The sequence below is a fragment of the Kitasatospora sp. NPDC057904 genome (assembly GCF_042887925.1).
GTDB lineage: Bacteria > Actinomycetota > Actinomycetes > Streptomycetales > Streptomycetaceae > Kitasatospora.
On sequence record NZ_JBHVOL010000002.1, the window covers coordinates 431,775 to 448,952 of the forward strand.

Here is a 17,178-nt window from a genome sequence, read left to right on the forward strand (position 1 = left end):
GGCCGCCACGTCGCGACCTGGGAGACGGGTGCCCGCGCCGGGCGCTGACCGGCTCCGTGGTGCCGTCCGGTCAGTGGTCGATGAGCCGGTACGGGGTCCCGGTGGTGTCGAACGGGGTGATCAGGCGCTGACAGGTGTCGTCGTCCGGCACGCCGGGTCCTCCTTCACGGTCTGGGCTGCGGCGCGGTGGGTGCGTTCGATGGCCTGTCCCCAGTAGGTCCCGGCGATCATCAGCACGGCGCCGAGGGCGGCCCAGAGGGTGAGCCGTTCGCCGCCGAGGCCGAACCCGATGGCGACGGCCCAGATCGGTTCGGTTCCCAGCAGCAGGCTCGCCCGGCTGGCGGAGGTGCGCTGCACGGCCTGCGTCTGGGCGAGGAAGGCGAACACGCTGCAGAACAGGGCGAGGTAGACCAGCTGGGTCCAGGTGGTGACACTGCCGTGGGCCAGGTCGGGCAGGTGGCCGAGGGCGGCCGGCAGGAACAGGGCCGAACCGACGACGGTCTGGACGCTCGTCAGGCGGAGCGGGTCCACGGGCCGACCGGCGGTCAGCCGTCCGACGAGCGCGACGTGCCCGGCCCGGACGACCGCGGCGGCGAGCATCAGGGCGTCCCCGAGTCGCGGCACGTGCAGTCCGGTGCTGGAGCTCAGCAGCCCGACGGCCAGGACGCACAGGCCGGCGGCGAGGAAGAACGTCGCGGGCAGGCGGCGGCCCGCGCTGCGGTCCATCAGCGGGGTGAGCACGATGGTCAGGCTGATGATCAGTCCGGCATTGGCGGCGCTGGTGTGCGCCACCCCGTAGGTCTCCAGCACGAGGACGGTCGCCTGGGTGACGCCCAGGACGGACCCGGTGCGCACCTCGTCGCGGGTGAAGCGCCGCCCCCGGCGGCCGAAGGCGACCAGGGCTCCGCACGCGAGCGCGGAGACCGCGTACCGGGCGAACAGCACCACCAGGACCGGGAGCGCGGCGGTGGCCGTCTTGGCCGCCAGATAGCTGGAGCCCCAGACGAGTGCGACGAGGAGGAGTACCGCATCGGTGCGGCGGGCAATGGGCATGCCCCTACGCTGCCCGACCAGGGAATTGAAGGCCACCACCAACTTCTTCAACGAACCTGTAGCAGCCCTACACTGTCGGCGTGGATGAGAGACAGCTGCGGGTCCTGCGGGAACTGGGAGAGCTGGGGAGCGTCACCGCGGTCGCCGAGGCGCTGCACGTGACGCCGTCGGCCATCTCGCAACAGCTGAGGCTGCTGCAGCGTTCGATCCCCGTCCCGCTCACCGAACGCGCCGGGCGCCGGGTGGTGCTGACGGACGCCGGGCGGGCCCTGGCGGTGGCGGCCATCGAGGTGGAGAGCGCTCTGGCCAGGGCACGCCACACCGTCACCGACTTCGTGGAACAGCCGGACGGCGAGGTCTCGGTGGCGGCGTTCCACAGCGCCGGGTCGGCGTTCTTCCCGCTCCTGCTACGCGGCCTCGCCGGTGCCGGTCACCCTCGTCTGGCGCTGTCCGACGAGGACGTCCCCCAGGACCGCTTCCCCGCCCTCACCCGTGACCACGACCTCGTGCTCGCTCACCGCCTCGACCACGCCCCGCCCTGGCCGCGCACCGTGATCGCCCGCACCTTGCTGCGCGAGCCCCTCGACGTCGCCCTGCCGGCCGGCCACCCGCTGGCCTCCCAGCCGCGGCTCTCACCACAGGACGTGGCCGACCAGCCGTGGATCACGGTTCACGACGGCTTCCCGCTGATGGCCACCATCGAGGCCATCGCCAGCGTCGCCAACCGTCGGCTCGACATCGTCCACCGCATCAACGAATTCGCCGTGGTCGCCGAGGTGGTGGCCGCCGGCGGCGGGCTGGCCCTGATGCCGCGCTGGACCGCCCGCCCGCACCCCGACGTCGTTCTCCGGCCGCTGAGCGGAGTCCAGGCCCGACGGCACGTCGACGTGCTCCACCGGCCCGAGCGCACCGCGCGCAAGGCCGTCCGGACGGTCCTCGCCGAGCTGCACCGGGCCGCCGATACGATCCGGGCCACGAGGCCACGGCTCCCTGACGGTACAGGTGATCAGTGATCCTCAATGTTCATGTCGACGGTCGATGGCGCTACGGCGAGACCCCGGAGAAGAAGTCCCCAGTGATCGACACGGTCGAGGAACCGGAAATCGACTGGGCCAGCATCCGCTGATTCCCTGCGCAACCGCTCCAGCGACCATCGGCGGCACCACTCGAGCAGGACGCGGGTCGCGGTGCGCCGGGCGAAACCGGGCACCGGGCGGACGCCGCAGGAGCCGCCTACCGGCGCGCCCGCGCCGACACCGCCGAACGCCGGCTTCGGGGCCACTCGACCAGAAGCCAGCCGCGGTGCGGCAGCGGTACGTCGAACTCGACGAGGCCGCCGGTCACGACCCCCGGGACGGGCTCCGGGGCCGCCAACGGGCGGAGCAGCGTCGCCTCCGCTCCTGCGGGGGTGCCGGGCAGGTGGATGCGGACGTGGGCCGGGTCGGCGCTGCCGTTGGCCACGGCGAGGCGCAGGCCGTCGGGGGTGCGGGAAAGGTGGGGGATCAGGTGGGGGCCGCCGGTCACCAGCGGCAGGGCCGGGTCCTCGCCCTCCAGGTACCGGAGCATCTCGTGCAACAGCTGCTGCCCGTCGTCGTCGTACGGCAGCAGGTCCACCGCCGTCGCGGCCAAGACGCAGATCCGACCGCCGAGTTCATTGGTGTGGACGCACCGGCCCGGGCCCCACACCCGTAGGTCCGGGGTCAGGATCTCCGTCCAGGTCTCGGTGTCCGCCGCGGGCCGGAGCCGGGCGAGTGCGGGCTGGCCGTTGACGCTCAGGAACACGTCGCCGCGGCGCTCCAGCGCGTACGGGCCCGGCGCGGACGCCGAGCCCCTCCCCACCACCTCCTCGACCGTCACGCCGAGCAGCTTCCCTAGCCCCCGCTCGTCGAGGATGCGCGCCGCCGTGCCGTCCAGCAGCAGTCCCCCGCCGAGCATCCGCCGGAGCTCCGCGTCGCCGTACGCCCACGCCACCTGCCCGAACAGCACCCGCACCGGCGCGTCCCCGGCCGTCACCGGGACGCCGTACCGCAGCAGGAAGTCCGCCGCCGGACCGGGGTCGACGGCCAGGTCGACGAGGTCCCCGCCGCGGACGGTCCGCACGTGGGCGGCCGCGTCCTGCCGCACCGGCAGCGCCACACCGGCGGTGTCCCCCTTCGACGCCACGCGGTCGAGCGCCGGCCGCGACCTGCGCAGCAGCTCGGCCACGCGCGGGAAGCGCCCGGCCCGGCCGGACTGCATCGGGTGGACGTTGAGGAACAGCGCGTCCGAGCCCGCGAGTTGGGCGACGACGAGCTCGGACCACGTCTGGGTGTCGGACTTCGACCACGCGGTGTGCGGCCAGTTCTCGACCTCCGGTTCGCTGCGCACGTGTGCGGGCCGCAGTGCCCGCTGCACCTCCAGCATCCAGACGGAGAAGCTCAGTTCGCGCCCCGGCGCGTCGGAGTAGCGGGCGAAGTGCGGCCGGTGGGAGACGCGTCCGTCGATGGCGAGCGCGTCGAACAGGGCCGGCCAGTCGCGTCCCTCGACGGAGTGGACTCCGGGCTCGGAGCTCATCAGCCCGAGCTGCGTCCGCCCTTCCGACCGTTCGGCGACGGCCTTCGCGATCGCCTCGGCCACTTCCAACTGCGCTTCTCGCCAGACCCGTTGGAGCTGCACACGCCAGGGGTGGGGATCGCCGGGGGCCGTCACCGCGGCGACGGCCTGCTCCCGGGTCACCGTCTCCCCCACCGCCTCCGCCAGCCGGTCGAGCATCAGCGGCTCGAATCCGCCACCCCACCCCAGCGGCGCGTGGTTGTGGTAGCGGAAGTCGTCCTCCAGCCACAGCACCCGGGGCGCGAGCTCGGCGAACCGCCCGTAGTGGGCGGTGAGCCACGAGCGGAAGCGCGGGCACGCGAAGGAGGCCTGGGCGGTGGCGACCGTCCCGGTCGGGCCGACCATCGGGGCGAAGCCCAGCCGGTCGACGCGCCCACGGTCGGCGTGCCCCGCCGTCACCCAGGGGTTGAGGCTGACGTCGAGCCCGGCCGCCCGGAGCGCCTCCGAGGCGCTCCGGGCGGTTTCGAACAGCCGGTCCTCGGCGGCTCCGGACGGGTGCCCGGCGTGGAACTCCTCGGCCCCGAGCAGCAGGACGACCTCGTCGACCCCCGACTCCCGGCAGAATCGGACCAGTTCGGCGGTGTCGGACGCAGCGTGGAGCTGGAACCGCAGGTGGTACCTGGCGGGCACGGCGGGCCTCCTCACTTGGTGCTGCCGGCGGTGAGGCCGGCGCGCCAGAATCGCTGCAGGGACAGGAACAGGACGACCAGCGGGATCGCCGACACCATGGCCGCCGTGACGACGACGTTGAGCGGCGGCGCCCCGGGCCCGATCGCCCGCTGGGACTGCCACCCGACGACGCCGACGGTGACCGGCTGGAGGTGGTCGTCGGCCAGCATCAGCACGGGGAGCAGGTAGTTGGTCCAGATGGCGACGAACTGGAACAGGAACACCGTCACGAGCGCGGGCGACATCACGCGCAGCGCGATGGTGGCGAAGATCCGCAGTTCGCCGGCGCCGTCGATCCGCCCGGCCTCGATGAGCTCGTCCGGTACGGAAGCGGCGGCGTAGATGCGCGCGAGGTAGACCCCGAACGGGCTGACCATGCTGGGCAGCAGCACCGCCCAGTAGCTGTTGACCAGGTGCAGTCGGGAGAACAGCAGGTACAGCGGCACGGCCAGCAGCGGCTGCGGGACGAGCACGGCGGCGAGCACGCCGTTGAACGTCAACTCCCTCCCGCGGAAGTGGTATTTGGCCAGCGCGTACCCCGCCATGGCGGAGATCAGCGTGCTGACGCCCGCGCCGCCGACGGCGTAGAGGGCGCTGTTGCCGAGCCACTCCCAGTAGATGCCGCCCTGCCGGGTGAACACCTGGTCCAGGTTGTCGAGGAGCGCGAAGTCGCCGAACCAGAAGCCGTTTCCGGAGAACAGCCCGCTGCTGGTCTTCGTCGAGGCGACGAGCAACCACCACACCGGCGCGAGGAAGTACACCGAGGCGAGGAGCAGCGCGCCCAACACGATCCAGCGGGAGGCGGGTTGACGCCCGGAAGTGGTGTTCACTGCGCGACCCCCCGGCGCTGGACGAGCTTGAGGAAGCCGAAGGAGAGCACGAACGCGAGCACCGCGAGGACGACGGACTCGGTGGCCGCGAGGTTGAAGTTGTCGACGTCCACGGCGTTGTAGGCGGCGTAGATGGGCGTGTAGGTGCTGCTCAGGTTCGGTGCCACGGTGTGCAGGATCGCCGGCTCGTTGTAGAGCTGGGCGGTGCCGATGATGGAGAACACCGTGGTCAGCACGAGCGCCGGCCGGATCATCGGCACCTTGATGCGCCACGCGACGCCGAGGGCCGAGCAGCCGTCCATCAGGGCGGCCTCGCCGATCTCCGGCGGGATGGACTGGAGGGCGGAGTAGAGGATCAGCATGTTGTAGCCGGTCCAGCCCCACGTGAGCATGTTGCCGATGGTGGGGCCCAGCATGCCGTCGGACGTCAGATCGAGGTGCAGGCCGAGGTGGTCGCCCGCGGCGGTGATCGGGCTGAGCCCGGGGGCCACCAGGTAGGACCACATGATCGCGCCGACCACCCCCGGCAGCGCGTACGGCAGGAAGAAGGCCAGCCGGAAGAACCGCTTGAAGGGGGTCGACCCGGCGTCGAGGAGCAGCGCGAGCGCCAGGGCCAGCAGCAGCATCACCGGCACCTGCACGATGCCGATCAGCAGCACCCGCAGCAGCGAGCCGCGGAACGCCGGATCGCCCAGCGCCGTCGCGTAGTTGCCGAGGCCGGCGAACACCTGGGTGGGGGCGGTGAGGCCGAGCCCGGAGCGGTGCATCCGGAAGAGGCTCTGGTGGACGGTGTAGCCGATGGGCGCGAGGTAGAGGGCGGTGAACAGCAGCAGGAAGGGGGCCAGGAACAGCGCCGCCGTCCGGCCGTGGCGACGGGGGCCTCCGGAGCCCCACAGGGACTTCCGCACTGCTGTCCGCCCGGCGTGGACGGTCTTCATGGGCGTGCTGCCTCCTCGGGGAGTGACCATGGCGGGCCCGCGCCCGTGGGGGTGGCGCGGGGCCGGGTCGACGGGTGGTCAGCCGCCGGCGACGGCGAGGCCCTGCTGCTTCAGGCCGGCCACCGTCTTGCCCTGCACGTCCGCGAGCACGCCCGGCAGGGTCGCGCCGCCGGTGCCCGCCCTGCCGAGCCCGTCGCCGAGGTCGGTGGAGGTCTGGGTCATGGTGGGCCCCCACTGCCAGTCGGTGGCGATGTGCGCGCTCGCGGCCCGGAACACGTCGAAGATCACCTGTCCGCCGAAGAACGGATCGGGCTTGCCGAGCGCGGGGTTGGCGAGCCCGGAGGTCGCGGCCGGGTAGATGCCCGTGACCGTGATCAGGTCGCCCACGCTGCCGGGGTCGGTGCTCATCCAGGTGGCGAACTCGGCCGCCTCCTTGGGGTGGGCGCAGCCCTTGAGGACGGCGGTGGCCGAGCCGCCGTCGTTGCCGTAGGCGGGGTTGGCCGCGTCCCACACGGGCATCGGCGCCACCGCCCACTGACCGGCGCCGCTCTTGACGCTCGCCGCCAGCGTGGGGGCGTTCCACACCGCGTTGACGTCGGACAGGATCTTGCCGTCCGTCAGGTCCGCGTACAGCGAAGGGTCGTAACTCGGGTCCGCCTTCAGGAGCTTCCGGTCGAGCAGGTCCTGCCAGTAGCCGGCCACCTTCTTGTTGGCGGCGCTGTCGAGGCTCACCTGCCACTGGTCGTTCCCGGTGCCGAACCACTTGGCGCCCGCCTGCCAGGCGAGACCGGCGTAGTTGTAGGCGTCGTTGCCGAAGTCGCCGAGGTAGACGGTCGGGTCGGCGGCGTGCACCTTGGCGGCGTCGGCCGCGTACTCGTCCCACGTGACCGGGGGCGTCGTGATGCCGTACCTGGCGAACAGGTCCTTGCGGTAGAACAGCGCCATCGGCGCGGTGTCGACGGGGATCCCGTAGGTCTGCCCGCCGATCGTCACCTGCTTCCACGTCCACTCGGCGAACTGCGACTTGGCGTCCCCGGTGTACCTGGAGATGTCGGTGAGGGCGCCCGCGGCGGCGAAGCTCGGCAGGGTCTCGTACCCGACCTGGGCCAGGCACGGCGCGTTGCCCGCCTTGGCCGCCGTGAGCATCTTCGTGTACCCGCCCTTGGAGCCGGACGCGGTCTTGCCGAACGTCACCCGCACGTTCGGGTGGGACGCGTTGAACCTCGCGACCGCCTGGTCGTAGCCCGGGGCCCAGCCCCAGAACTCCAGCTCGACCGTGCCGCCCGCGGCCGCCGATCCCGGCGCGCCGCCGGACGATCCAGAGGAGCAGCCGGCCAGCAGGGTCGACGCGGTGACGGCGGCCAGCGCGGCAACGAGCGTGGTGGTGACGGGACTTGGCTTCACGTGCGCCTCCTCGGTGAGGTACTGAGGGAACCTGGGCACTGCGAATTCGTTCGGTTATTGTTTGAACCAACTCGGGCCGAAGTCAAGGGAGAAGGAGCGAGCGATGGGATCCGCACACGACGGCGACGGCGTCCGGAACCTGGCGATGGCCGGACCGGCCGTCGCCCGCGACCGCTCCTCCTCCCGCCGCGCCAACCTCGGGCTCGTGCTGCGCCTCCTGCGCGACGACGGCCCCCGCACCCGCACCCGGATCGCCGACGACACCGGCCTGCCGAAGGCGACGGTCTCCAACCTGACGGCCGAACTCCTGGAGGGCGGCCTCATCCGCGAGGGCGGGACCGAGCGCGACCGCACCACCGTCGGCCGCCCGGGCCAGAGCGTCGAGATCGACGGCACCGGCGTCCACGGCATCGGCGCCGAGATCGACGTCGACTACGTGAGCCTCCTCGCCGTCAATCTCAAGGGCGAGGTCACCGCCGAGAAACGCGTCCCCTTCGACGTCCGCGCCGCGGGCCCCGACGCCGTCCTCGACACCATCGCCCGGCTGATCGCGCGCGGCGCCGACCGCCTGCGCCGCGCCGGCGGCCGCGTCGTCGGCGTCACCCTCGCCACCCCGGGCACCGTCGACCTCGCCACCGGCACCGTCACGTACGCCTCCAACATCGGCTGGAGCGGCGTCCGGGCGCTCGACGGCCTGCGCCGGCGCCTCGGCCCGACCGCCCCCGAACTGCACCTGGAGAACGACGCCAAGCTCGGCGCCCTCGCCGAGTACGTCCCGGCCTCCGCCGCCGGCGTCCGCGACCTCGTGCACGTCACCGGCCAGACCGGCGTCGGCGTCGGCATCATCGCCGGCGGCCAGCTCCTGCGCGGCACCGGCGGCTACGCGGGCGAGGTCGGCCACCTCCGGTTGGTCCCCTCCGAGCAGCCCTGCGCCTGCGGCCGGCGCGGCTGCTGGGAGACGGCCGTCGGCCGCGACGCCCTCCTGCGCCACGCCGCCGACCCCGGCGACATGGTGTGGGACCCGATGATCGACGTCGAGCGCCGCCTCACCGAACTGCGCGCCCGCGCCCGGGCCGGGGACCCCCGCACGCTCGACGCCCTCCACCGCATCGCCGACGCCCTGGCCCCCGGGATCGCCCTCCTCGTCGACATCCTCAACCCCCGGCTCGTCGTCCTCGGCGGCCATTTCGCCTTCTTCGGCGAACACCTCCTCCCCGGCGTCACCGAGCAGGTCCACGACCTCGTGATGGCCCCGAACGCCGGCGGCTGCGAGATCGTCCTCTCCCGCACCGGCCTGACCGCCACGACCCGCGGCGCCGCGCTACTCGCGCTCGACGCGGTCTACCGCGACCCGACGCGGGTGATGAGCACAGAATGACGGTCGGTCAGCCCGTTGCGCGCAAGCGCTGGGTGAGGAAGAGTGCCGCGCGGTCCAGTGCCTCGTCCGCCTCGTCCAGGACCCCGACGAAGGCCTGGAACACGTGCGGCGCGTCGGCGGTGACGTCCAGGACGACGTCCACGCCGGCCGCCGCGGCGCGCGCGGCCAGGCGCGTGGAGTCGTCCAGCAGGAGCTCGTTGGCGCCCACCTGGACGAGCATCGGCGGGAAGCCCGTCAGGTCGGCGCAGACGGCCGGGCTGAGCAGCGGCTGGTGCGGGTCGGCCCCGGCGAGGTACAGGGCACCGGTGCGGTCGAGGTCCGCGCGGGTGAAGATCGGGTCGGCGTCCTCCTTGGTGACCATGCTGTCGCCGGTACGGGTCGCGTCGACGCCCGGCGACAGCGCCAGGACGGCGGCGGGCAGCGGCAGGCCCGCGTCCCGGGCGGCGAGGCAGGCGGTGACGGCGAGTCCGCCGCCCGCGGAGTCGCCGGCGAACACGATCGACGACGGGTCCTCGCCGCGGTCGAGGAGGTCCCGGTAGGCGCTCAGCGTGTCCTCGATCGCGGCCGGGAACGGGTGCTCCGGGGCGAGCCGGTAATCCAGCGAGTACGCGCCGACGCCGGTCCTGGCCACGAGGTTGCCGGTCAGCGACAGCGCCGTCCGGGGCGAGCCGTACACCCAGCCGCCGCCGTGGAAGTACAGGATCGTCCCGGCGCGTGGCGCACCGTCCGGCTCGACCCTGAGAGCGGGCCGGCCGCCGAGCGCCGTCTCCGTGGTGCGGATGGTGTCGGGCACGATCATCCCGGCCATCAGCGCCTCGAATCCGGCCCGGACCTCCTCGACCGTCCGGGGACTCTCCGGACGCGGCTGCCGCAGCATCGCGTCGATCCGCGCACGCTGTTCCCTGCTCATGATGGGGCTCCCCTCGAAAGTACCTGCCGCTACACTATATGCCATGGAATCTAAATCGAGGGATGAGCCGATGGAGCTCCCGGAGTTCTTCGCCGATCTGGTCCGGTGCGAGACGCGGCTCTACAACGCGCTCAACGACCGGCTCCGCGCCCGGCACGGCATCGTGACCTCGCAGTTCGAGTTCCTGCGGTACCTGCGCGACCACCCCGGAGCCCGCGTGGCGGACCTCGCCACCGGGTTCGCGGTCGGCATCGGGGCGACCAGCAAGGGCGTCGACCGCCTGGAGAAGCAGGGCTGGGTCGCCCGGCGACCGAACCCCTCCGACCGCCGCTCCTCCCTGCTCGCACTGACCGAGGACGGGGCGCAGCTCGTCGACGCGGCCGAGCGGACGTTCACGGCGGGGCTCGCCGAGCTGATCGGCGACACGCTCGACGACGCGTCGGTGACGGCCGCCGCGCAGGCGCTCGCGACGCTGCGCTCGGCGCTCGAACGCCGGCAGATCGGCATGCCCACGGGCTGACCCTGGTCACCCGGCAGGCCGTCGCCAAACACCTCGGCGTCCTCGGCCGGGTCGGGCTCGTCCACGACACGCCCTCCGGACGAGAGCGCCGCTACCAGGTCGACGAGGCCCAACTCGCCCGCGCCGTCGCCCAGCTGTCGTCGGTCGGTGCCGCCTGGGACGCCCGCCTGCAGCGCATCAAGCGGATCGCCGAGGCGATCCAGCGCAGCCAGGAGAGCTGAGCCCGCACGAGAACCGCACACGAGAGAGAGGTACCCGCCATGGCGGACATCCTGCACCGGATCGGTGTCACGACGTCCCCGGAGGCCGTCTTCACGGCCCTGACCACGGTCGACGGACTGGCGAGCTGGTGGACCGAGGACACCGACGGCGACGCCGGCCCCGGCGGCGTGGTCCGGTTCCGCTTCGGCCCCGGCGGCTTCGACATGAAGGTCCTGGAGACCGAGCCCGGCCGCCGGGTCCTCTGGGAGGTCATCGACGGCCCCGAGGAGTGGATCGGCACCCGCATCCGCTTCGACCTCAAGCGGGAGGACGACTACACCATCGTCCTGTTCCGGCACGAGGACTGGAGGGAGCCGGTGGAGTTCATGTACCACTGCAGCACCAAGTGGGCCACGTTCCTGATGAGCCTCAAGGCCGAGCTCGAAACCGGCGCGGGCGCGCCCGCTCCGCGCGACGTCAGGATCAGCAACTGGCATTGAACGGCCGCGTCGTGCGGCGAGGGCCGAGGGGCATCCCCCTTCGGCCCTCGCCGCACGTCACTCGTACCGGCTCCAGAGCCGTCCGACCGGCGGCTCGGCGCGGATCTCGGCCGCCGCGAAGGACACGTGCTTGCCCCGCCCGCCGAGCACGACCCGCCTGCCCGTGAGCGTGGCGCGGGTCGTGGGCCAGCCCGACCACGCGTCCACCTCGAAGTCCGTCACGCCGAGGCACACCAGCACGAACTCCACCGCGTTGTGGCCGCGTTCCCGCCACAGGTCCGCAGCGCCGGCCGGGACGGCGAACGCGGAGAACCGCAACGTGACGGACGCGCCGCGCTCGTCGACGAGGACGGAGTCCAGGCCGTAGTCGCTCAGCGGGGGCGGCGGTGCGCCGAGGACCTCGCGGATCGTCCCGGGGTTCGCCAACTCCGCCGACCAGTCGTGGCCGTCACCCATAGAACACCTTCGCGGTCGTGGGCGGCAGCACGCTGCCGTACAGGCGTCGATCGACCGGGCTCACGAACCACCGCTTCGCCGCGTACGGTTCGGCGCCGCCGGAGCAGTACGCGTTGAGGTGCCCCGCCTTGAGCGCGGCGTGCGCGGTGAAGTCCAGCGAGAACCCCGGCCCGCGCACCCCGACCGCCATCCGGCGCTCCCGGTCCCGCAGGTAGCGGCTCAGCTCGACGTCGACCACGGTGCCGCCGGGCAGGCCCCGCATCCGCAGGTCCTCCTCCACCGCCGTGAACTCGACCTGCGCCTCGAACCGGTCGCAGCCCGCGTCCGTCCAGTCCTGCGGAGCGAGGTCGGGAAAGCACGGGAACTCGACCCGCAGGGTCACCCCGGCGCCGCGCGGATTCAGCTGCACCGACCGGAGCACCAGGCCCTCCAGGGGCGGCAGTCCGGTGTACAGCGCGATCAACTGCTCGGAGCCGAACAGCAGCTCCGGCCATGCGTCGGCCGACATGGGTCCGCCCCTCCGGATGCCTCGTTCACCGTCTTGACCTGGGATGATACTGCGCGTCCTACTCGGCCCAGTCCGAGCCCTTGATCACCTCGACGAAGTCACCGCGCTCGAAGCCCGGCACGAAGTGGGCCAGGACGTCCGCCTTCACGTTGCCGAAGGTCGTGCCGGGGCGGTTCCTGATGCCCTCGGTGAACGCGGCGAGGATGCGGTTCTTGAAGTCGGGCCGCGGGTGCGCGGCCACCACGGCGGCGCGCTGCTCGTCGGTCAAGGCGTGGTAGCCGATGCCCAGGACGTCCAGTTCCACCCCGCGGGTGACGAGGGCGATCTCCGGCGCCATGTGCAGCGGGATCTCCGGTGTCGTGTGCAGGGCGACGGCCGTCCAGACCCGCTGCGCGAGCTCGCCGGCCACGCCGTGTGCCGTCAGGAAGCGGCGGGCCTCGTCCGCGCCGTCGATCTCGAACCGCCGGTCGGTGCGGGCGAAGCGGTCGGTGAGGCCCAGGTCGTGGAACATCGCCCCCACGTACAGCAGCTCCGGGTCGAACTCCAGGCCCTGCTCGGCGCCGCGCAGCGCCCCGAACACGAACACCCGGCGCGAGTGGTCGAACAGCAGCGGCGAGGCCGCCTCGCGCACCAGCTCCGTCGCCTCGCGCGCCAGGGCGCTGTCCGGGATGCGCACTCCTGCGACCGTCTCGTTCGTCATGGCCCTCTCCTTCGGTGGTCCGCTCGTGGACTCCTCCACACTCGCCCGGGGGCGTAGGCTGGCGCCATGTCCGTACAGACACGCACACCTCGGATTCGGACATGACGCGACGGGTCGCCTTCCTCGTGTTCGACGGGGTCACCCTGCTCGACGTCAGCGGCCCGATGGAGGTGTTCCACCAGGCCGGCCGCTTCGGCCACCCCTACGCGACCACCCTCGTCTCGCCCGACGGCGACACCGTGACCACCGCCAACGGCGTGGCCCTCACCACCACCCCGGCCCCGGACTTCGCCGGGCCCCTGGGGACACTCGTGATCGCCGGAGCCGACCACCTCGCGGCCGACGGCCCCGACGAACACCTCCTCGCCACGGCCACGGCCCTCGCCGAGCGGGCGCAGCGGGTCGCCTCGGTGTGCAGCGGCGCCTTCGTACTCGCCGCGCTCGGTCTGCTCGACGGCCGCCGCGCCACCACCCACTGGCGCCACGCCCACGCCCTCGCGCAACGCCACCCCCGGGTCCGGGTCGAACCCGACGCCCTCCACGTCCACGACGGCCGGTTCCACACCAGCGCGGGCATCAGCGCGGGCATCGACCTCGCCCTCGCCCTCGTCGAACACGACCACGGCGCCCACGTCGCCCGGGACATCGCCCGCGAACTCGTCGTCTTCGTCCAACGCCCGGGCGGCCAGAGCCAGTTCTCCACCGCCCTGGCCACGCCGCCCGCCCGCGGCGACCTCCTGCGCGCCCTCACCCACGCCGTCCTCGCCGACCCGGCCGCCGACCACAGCCTCCCCGCGATGGCGGCCACCGCCGCCGTCAGCACCCGCCACCTCACCCGGCTCTTCCACACCGAACTCCACACCACCCCCGCCCGCTGGGTCGAACGCGTCCGCCTGGACCGCGCACAACAACTCCTCCTCGACGGCCACACCATCACCAACGCCGCCCGCCACAGCGGCTTCGGCAGCGACGAGACCCTCCGCCGCGCCTTCGCCCGCCACCTGGGCACCACGCCGAGCGAGTACCGCGCCAGGTTCGGCAGCACCGGCGGTGGGCCGTCATGAGCGCGGCCGACAGTCACGGGTCGCGGCCTCCTGGCCGTCACCGCCGACGGCCCTGGAGCTGAACCACGACCCCGTGAGACCCTCGACGAGGTCGCGATCGTCAGCGAGTGGGCCCGGGTTCGCAGCGGGTCGGGAAGGCACGTCCTTGCTCAGCGCAGTCACCCCCGACGGAACGCCGCCGCGCCGCCCGGCGCTCGTCGTCGTGAGTGGCCCGCCGGGCGCGGGCAAGACGACGCTGGCGCATGCCTTGGCCGTTGCGCTCGGGTGGCCGCTGGTGTGCCGTGACGAGATCAAGGAGCGGATGGTCGCGGCCGGCGCCGCTCCCGCCGACGACCTCGACCTGCGGACGTTCGAGGCGTTCTTCCGCAGCATCGGCGAGCTCGTGCGGTCGGGGACGAACCTGGTGGCGGAGGCCGCCTTCCAGGACAAGCTGTGGCGGCCGGGTCTGACGCCGCTCGTGCCGCTGGCCGACGTCCGCGTCGTGCGCTGCACCGTCGATCCCGAGATCGCTCACACCCGCATCGCCCGTCGGGCCGCCGAGGAGCCCTCACGGGCGGTCCATGCGGACTCCGAGCTCCTGCGCCGCATCGCCGAGGGGCAGCGGCCGATCGCGTCGTGGGTCCCGATCGCGCTCGATGTGCCCTGCCTGGTCGTCGACACCTCGCGCGGCTGGACGCCGCCGCCGGCCCGGATCGTCGCATTCGCCAACCACGGGACATAGCGGCGCGGGCCCGCCTCGGGATCGCTCCCGGGACGGGCCCGCGCTCAGTCGCTGGTCAGCACCAGGTTCCCCAGCGGTTGGCGAAGGCCTTCCACGCGGCCCTGGTCTTGGGCCCGGCGTCGCCGTCGATGCCGCCGGTGTCGTAGCTCAAGGCGACGAGGAAGCGCTGGAGGCCGCTGATGGTGTTGGGGCCGACCTGGCCGTCGACGGCCCCGGCGTTGTATCCGCGGGCGTTGAGGAGGCTCTGCCAGGCCCTCCAGCTGCCGCCGCCGAGCTGGCCGTCGATCGCGCCGGGGTCGAATCCCGCGTCGCGGACGTAGCACTGCACGCTCTGGGCCTCACTGGTGCTGAGGCCGAGGTTGTTGACGGCCTGGATGGTGATGGTCCGGGTCACGGTCTGCTGCGCGGGTGCGGCGGCGGCCGTCGCTGCACCGGCGAGGGTACCGACACCGATGGCGCCGGCGGTGATGATTCCCAGCAGTGCCTTCGCGGTCCGGTTCGATGCCATGCGTGTTTCCCCCAATTCAGGAATCGGAACGACGACGACGACGCTACCCTCGATCAGTTGTGAATCGACAGTGCCGATTGTGAAGATTTCGATGGCCTCTCCGGAATGGGTCATTCTGCCATCTGCGCAGGTGAAGGCAGTGGAAACCCGGCACCCCTTTGGTGCACACGCGAACCTGTGGCCACCCCCGAACCCCTGGCTCCATTCACCATATCCATCACCGTGAATCGGCATAACAGGGCGCCGACATCATCTCCTCGCGATCGGCGAACTGCTTTTTGGGCGCACCGCCAACGAATCGGCCTTTAACGTGATTTGACCACGCCTATATGACAAGGCGGCCTCCGGCCCAGCGGCGCGGGCCGCCGGGCCGGAGACCGGGGTCGGCACCTACGCGCAGAACGCGTTCCTGGGCAGCCCCGCGCACGGGCGCTCCATGCTCGCCTGCGCGGTGAGCGGCGCCAGGTCGAGACCGGTGCGCTGCGGATAGGCCGCGTCCGGGATCGGGCACGGGCCGAAGCCCGCCGCGCACACCAACTCGCCGAAGAGCAGCTGGTCGTCGCCGACCCCGGCACCCTCACCGCAGGGCGGACCGTCCACCGTGCGGCTCTGGATCGACGCCGGGTCGCTGGTGAGGGCGGCGCCGTCGGTCCCGTGGTTCCCGACGAAGCAGTTGTGCGGCGCCGTCGTCGACTCGTTGGCGAGGTCCGAGTTGGTCGGGTTGCCGAAGAAGCCGTTGCGGCCGAACTCGTTGGCCGCCACCAGGTTCCCGTAGGACGTGAAGACGCAGACGCCGGGCAGCTGCGTCCCGCCCTGGCAGGTGCTCAGCGGCGGCGGCGTCTCGCTGTCCGGGAAGTCGTGCAGGACGACGCCCCAACTGCCCTGCTGCTGGATCCGGTTGCCGCGGATCGTGTCGCCGTGGCCGCCCGAGATCTCGATGCCGGCGCCGATCGCGCCCGCCAGCCCGGAGAGCGGGGAGTTCGGGTTGTTGTTGTCGTGGATGAAGTTGCGCTCGATGAACGTGCACGAGCGCTGCGGCGCGCCGGGGCAGCTGCCGTTCTGGGGCGGTGGCGCGTCGTCGTTGTTGAGCGAGTTGGCCACGATCCCGCTGCGGTTGTGGTCGAACTCGGAGTCCTTGATGGTGTAGCCGCCCGAGTTGGTACCGGAGAAGCCGATCGCCGAGTTCTGTCCGTGTGCGTCGAGGAGCGTCACCCCGCAGATGTCGCGGCACGCGCCCACGTAGTAGTCGGAGTCGCCCATGTTGGACGCGTAGGTGTGCGCGATCTCCGCCGGGCCCGTCGCGTTGGACGCGAAGATGCCGTACTGCGCCATGGACGCGTTCGGGTCGGCCGCGCCGAAGCCGGACGTCGCGGTCAGGTAGGCGCCGTGGTAGCCGTGCAGGCCGATCTGCCCGCTGCCGTCACCGCCGTTCCACCAGATCTCGTTGCCGCCCCTGCCGTCGGCACCGGAGAGGTAGTTGCAGACGGTGAGGTTCTCGATCGAGACGTCGTCGGCCTTGGAGACGACGACGCCGCTGCGACCGGTGGCGTCCTGCAGCGCCGGGTCGGCCGGGCAGGGCTGCGCCGCGCTGCCGTTGCTGCCGTCGACGACCACCCGGTTGCGGTCGAGCCCGCGGAGGTGGACGCCGGGGGTGGTGATCAGCACGCCGGCCTCGGCGGTGGCCTTCTCGTGGTACACGCCGGGCCAGACCAGCACCCAGTCACCGCCGCGTGCGGCGTCGACCGCGGCCTGGATGGTCCCGTACTGCTGCGCGGCGCCGCTCGGGCAGGCTGCGGTGCTGCCGTTGCACACGAGCAGCACCTGCGGGCCTCCCCGCTCGTACGCGGCCGCCGCCGGGGCGAGTCCGCCCGCCGCCAGTGCCAGCGTTCCGAGCAGCGCCATCAGGGGTCTGGTGCAGCGGGGAACCGGTCTCTGTCTCACAGCAATCCTCCATCGGATCAATTGATCTGACGCAGCATCAGATCAATTCAGCCTCCGGCTCGTCCGAGGGGGAGTCAATCAGCCACGCAGAGCCGTTCCGGCGAACCGTCCTCCCCCGAAACCGCAGGTGACAGGCCGTCGCCGCGGTCGCCCACGAAGGCGTCGCGTGCGTAGGGACGGCTCCGACAAGATTCGCGAGCGGACCCTGGCGCATGTCGCCACATACCCGCTCCCGCTCACCCGACAGGATGAAGACAAAGACGCTCGTCACCAGGCACGAAGGAC

17 protein-coding genes are annotated in these 17,178 nt (G+C 72.4%); 6 read left to right on the plus strand and 11 right to left on the minus strand.

Going from position 1 to position 17,178, the window contains the following annotated elements; all coding sequences use genetic code 11:
- Window positions 1–120: 120 nt before the first annotated feature.
- Window positions 121–1,053 carry a DMT family transporter gene (locus ACFVSN_RS07380; RefSeq protein ID WP_387953886.1) on the minus strand — a complete coding sequence of 311 codons (933 nt, stop codon included), beginning with the start codon at window positions 1,051–1,053 and terminating at the stop codon, window positions 121–123.
- Between the two features lie 80 nt (window positions 1,054–1,133).
- On the opposite strand from ACFVSN_RS07380, the gene ACFVSN_RS07385 reads away from it, so the two are divergent.
- Complete coding sequence (locus ACFVSN_RS07385) at window positions 1,134–2,066, plus strand: LysR family transcriptional regulator (RefSeq protein WP_387953888.1); 933 nt, start codon at window positions 1,134–1,136, stop codon at window positions 2,064–2,066.
- 220 nt (window positions 2,067–2,286) lie between these two features.
- Here the strand turns inward: ACFVSN_RS07385 and ACFVSN_RS07390 are convergent, their stop codons facing one another.
- From ACFVSN_RS07390 to ACFVSN_RS07405, 4 genes are all read right to left on the minus strand, one after another.
- Window positions 2,287–4,275, minus strand: coding sequence for a hypothetical protein (locus ACFVSN_RS07390; protein ID WP_387953890.1), 1,989 nt, complete (start codon window positions 4,273–4,275; stop codon window positions 2,287–2,289).
- An 11-nt stretch (window positions 4,276–4,286) separates the two neighbouring features.
- Window positions 4,287–5,144: a carbohydrate ABC transporter permease gene (locus ACFVSN_RS07395; protein ID WP_387593454.1), complete on the minus strand. Its 858-nt coding sequence runs from the start codon at window positions 5,142–5,144 to the stop codon at window positions 4,287–4,289.
- Window positions 5,141–6,082 carry a carbohydrate ABC transporter permease gene (locus ACFVSN_RS07400; RefSeq protein ID WP_387953892.1) on the minus strand — a complete coding sequence of 314 codons (942 nt, stop codon included), beginning with the start codon at window positions 6,080–6,082 and terminating at the stop codon, window positions 5,141–5,143. Before ACFVSN_RS07400 ends, ACFVSN_RS07395 begins: the two co-directional genes overlap by 4 nt.
- A 78-nt stretch (window positions 6,083–6,160) precedes the next feature.
- Window positions 6,161–7,486 carry an ABC transporter substrate-binding protein gene (locus ACFVSN_RS07405; protein ID WP_387953893.1) on the minus strand — a complete coding sequence of 442 codons (1,326 nt, stop codon included), beginning with the start codon at window positions 7,484–7,486 and terminating at the stop codon, window positions 6,161–6,163.
- A gap of 103 nt (window positions 7,487–7,589) precedes the next feature.
- Here ACFVSN_RS07405 and ACFVSN_RS07410 point away from each other — a divergent pair, with 103 nt between their 5' ends.
- A complete protein-coding gene (locus ACFVSN_RS07410) occupies window positions 7,590–8,864 on the plus strand; it encodes an ROK family protein (RefSeq protein WP_387953895.1) in 1,275 nt (424 codons plus the stop codon).
- 7 nt (window positions 8,865–8,871) lie between these two features.
- Here ACFVSN_RS07410 and ACFVSN_RS07415 read toward each other — a convergent pair whose 3' ends face one another.
- Window positions 8,872–9,774: an alpha/beta hydrolase gene (locus ACFVSN_RS07415; protein WP_387953896.1), complete on the minus strand. Its 903-nt coding sequence runs from the start codon at window positions 9,772–9,774 to the stop codon at window positions 8,872–8,874.
- A gap of 43 nt (window positions 9,775–9,817) precedes the next feature.
- Between ACFVSN_RS07415 and ACFVSN_RS07420 the strand changes: the two genes are divergently transcribed.
- A complete protein-coding gene (locus ACFVSN_RS07420) occupies window positions 9,818–10,294 on the plus strand; it encodes a MarR family winged helix-turn-helix transcriptional regulator (protein WP_387593464.1) in 477 nt (158 codons plus the stop codon).
- Window positions 10,295–10,554: 260 nt separating this feature from the next.
- Window positions 10,555–10,995 (plus strand): SRPBCC domain-containing protein, encoded by a 441-nt coding sequence (locus ACFVSN_RS07425; protein WP_387953897.1) that lies wholly within the window; start codon window positions 10,555–10,557, stop codon window positions 10,993–10,995.
- Between the two features lie 57 nt (window positions 10,996–11,052).
- Here ACFVSN_RS07425 and ACFVSN_RS07430 read toward each other — a convergent pair whose 3' ends face one another.
- From ACFVSN_RS07430 to ACFVSN_RS07440, 3 genes are read right to left on the minus strand one after another with little or no spacing between them, the layout of a single operon-like run.
- Window positions 11,053–11,451 (minus strand): Imm50 family immunity protein, encoded by a 399-nt coding sequence (locus tag ACFVSN_RS07430; protein ID WP_387953898.1) that lies wholly within the window; start codon window positions 11,449–11,451, stop codon window positions 11,053–11,055.
- On the minus strand, window positions 11,444–11,959 hold the full coding sequence (locus ACFVSN_RS07435) for an Imm50 family immunity protein (protein WP_387953899.1): 516 nt from the start codon (window positions 11,957–11,959) through the stop codon (window positions 11,444–11,446). Before ACFVSN_RS07435 ends, ACFVSN_RS07430 begins: the two co-directional genes overlap by 8 nt.
- A gap of 58 nt (window positions 11,960–12,017) precedes the next feature.
- The gene (locus tag ACFVSN_RS07440; RefSeq protein ID WP_380443964.1) at window positions 12,018–12,659 is read right to left on the minus strand and encodes an HD domain-containing protein; all 642 of its coding nucleotides are present in this window, start codon (window positions 12,657–12,659) and stop codon (window positions 12,018–12,020) included.
- Window positions 12,660–12,760: 101 nt separating this feature from the next.
- Here ACFVSN_RS07440 and ACFVSN_RS07445 point away from each other — a divergent pair, with 101 nt between their 5' ends.
- Window positions 12,761–13,723: a GlxA family transcriptional regulator gene (locus ACFVSN_RS07445; protein ID WP_387953901.1), complete on the plus strand. Its 963-nt coding sequence runs from the start codon at window positions 12,761–12,763 to the stop codon at window positions 13,721–13,723.
- Between the two features lie 145 nt (window positions 13,724–13,868).
- A complete protein-coding gene (locus ACFVSN_RS07450; protein WP_387953902.1) occupies window positions 13,869–14,444 on the plus strand; it encodes an AAA family ATPase in 576 nt (191 codons plus the stop codon).
- 55 nt (window positions 14,445–14,499) lie between these two features.
- Here the strand turns inward: ACFVSN_RS07450 and ACFVSN_RS07455 are convergent, their stop codons facing one another.
- Both ACFVSN_RS07455 and ACFVSN_RS07460 read right to left on the minus strand, forming a co-directional pair.
- Window positions 14,500–14,952: a peptidoglycan-binding protein gene (locus ACFVSN_RS07455; protein ID WP_387953904.1), complete on the minus strand. Its 453-nt coding sequence runs from the start codon at window positions 14,950–14,952 to the stop codon at window positions 14,500–14,502.
- 390 nt (window positions 14,953–15,342) lie between these two features.
- Complete coding sequence (locus ACFVSN_RS07460) at window positions 15,343–16,854, minus strand: hypothetical protein (protein WP_387953906.1); 1,512 nt, start codon at window positions 16,852–16,854, stop codon at window positions 15,343–15,345.
- Window positions 16,855–17,178 lie beyond the last annotated feature (324 nt).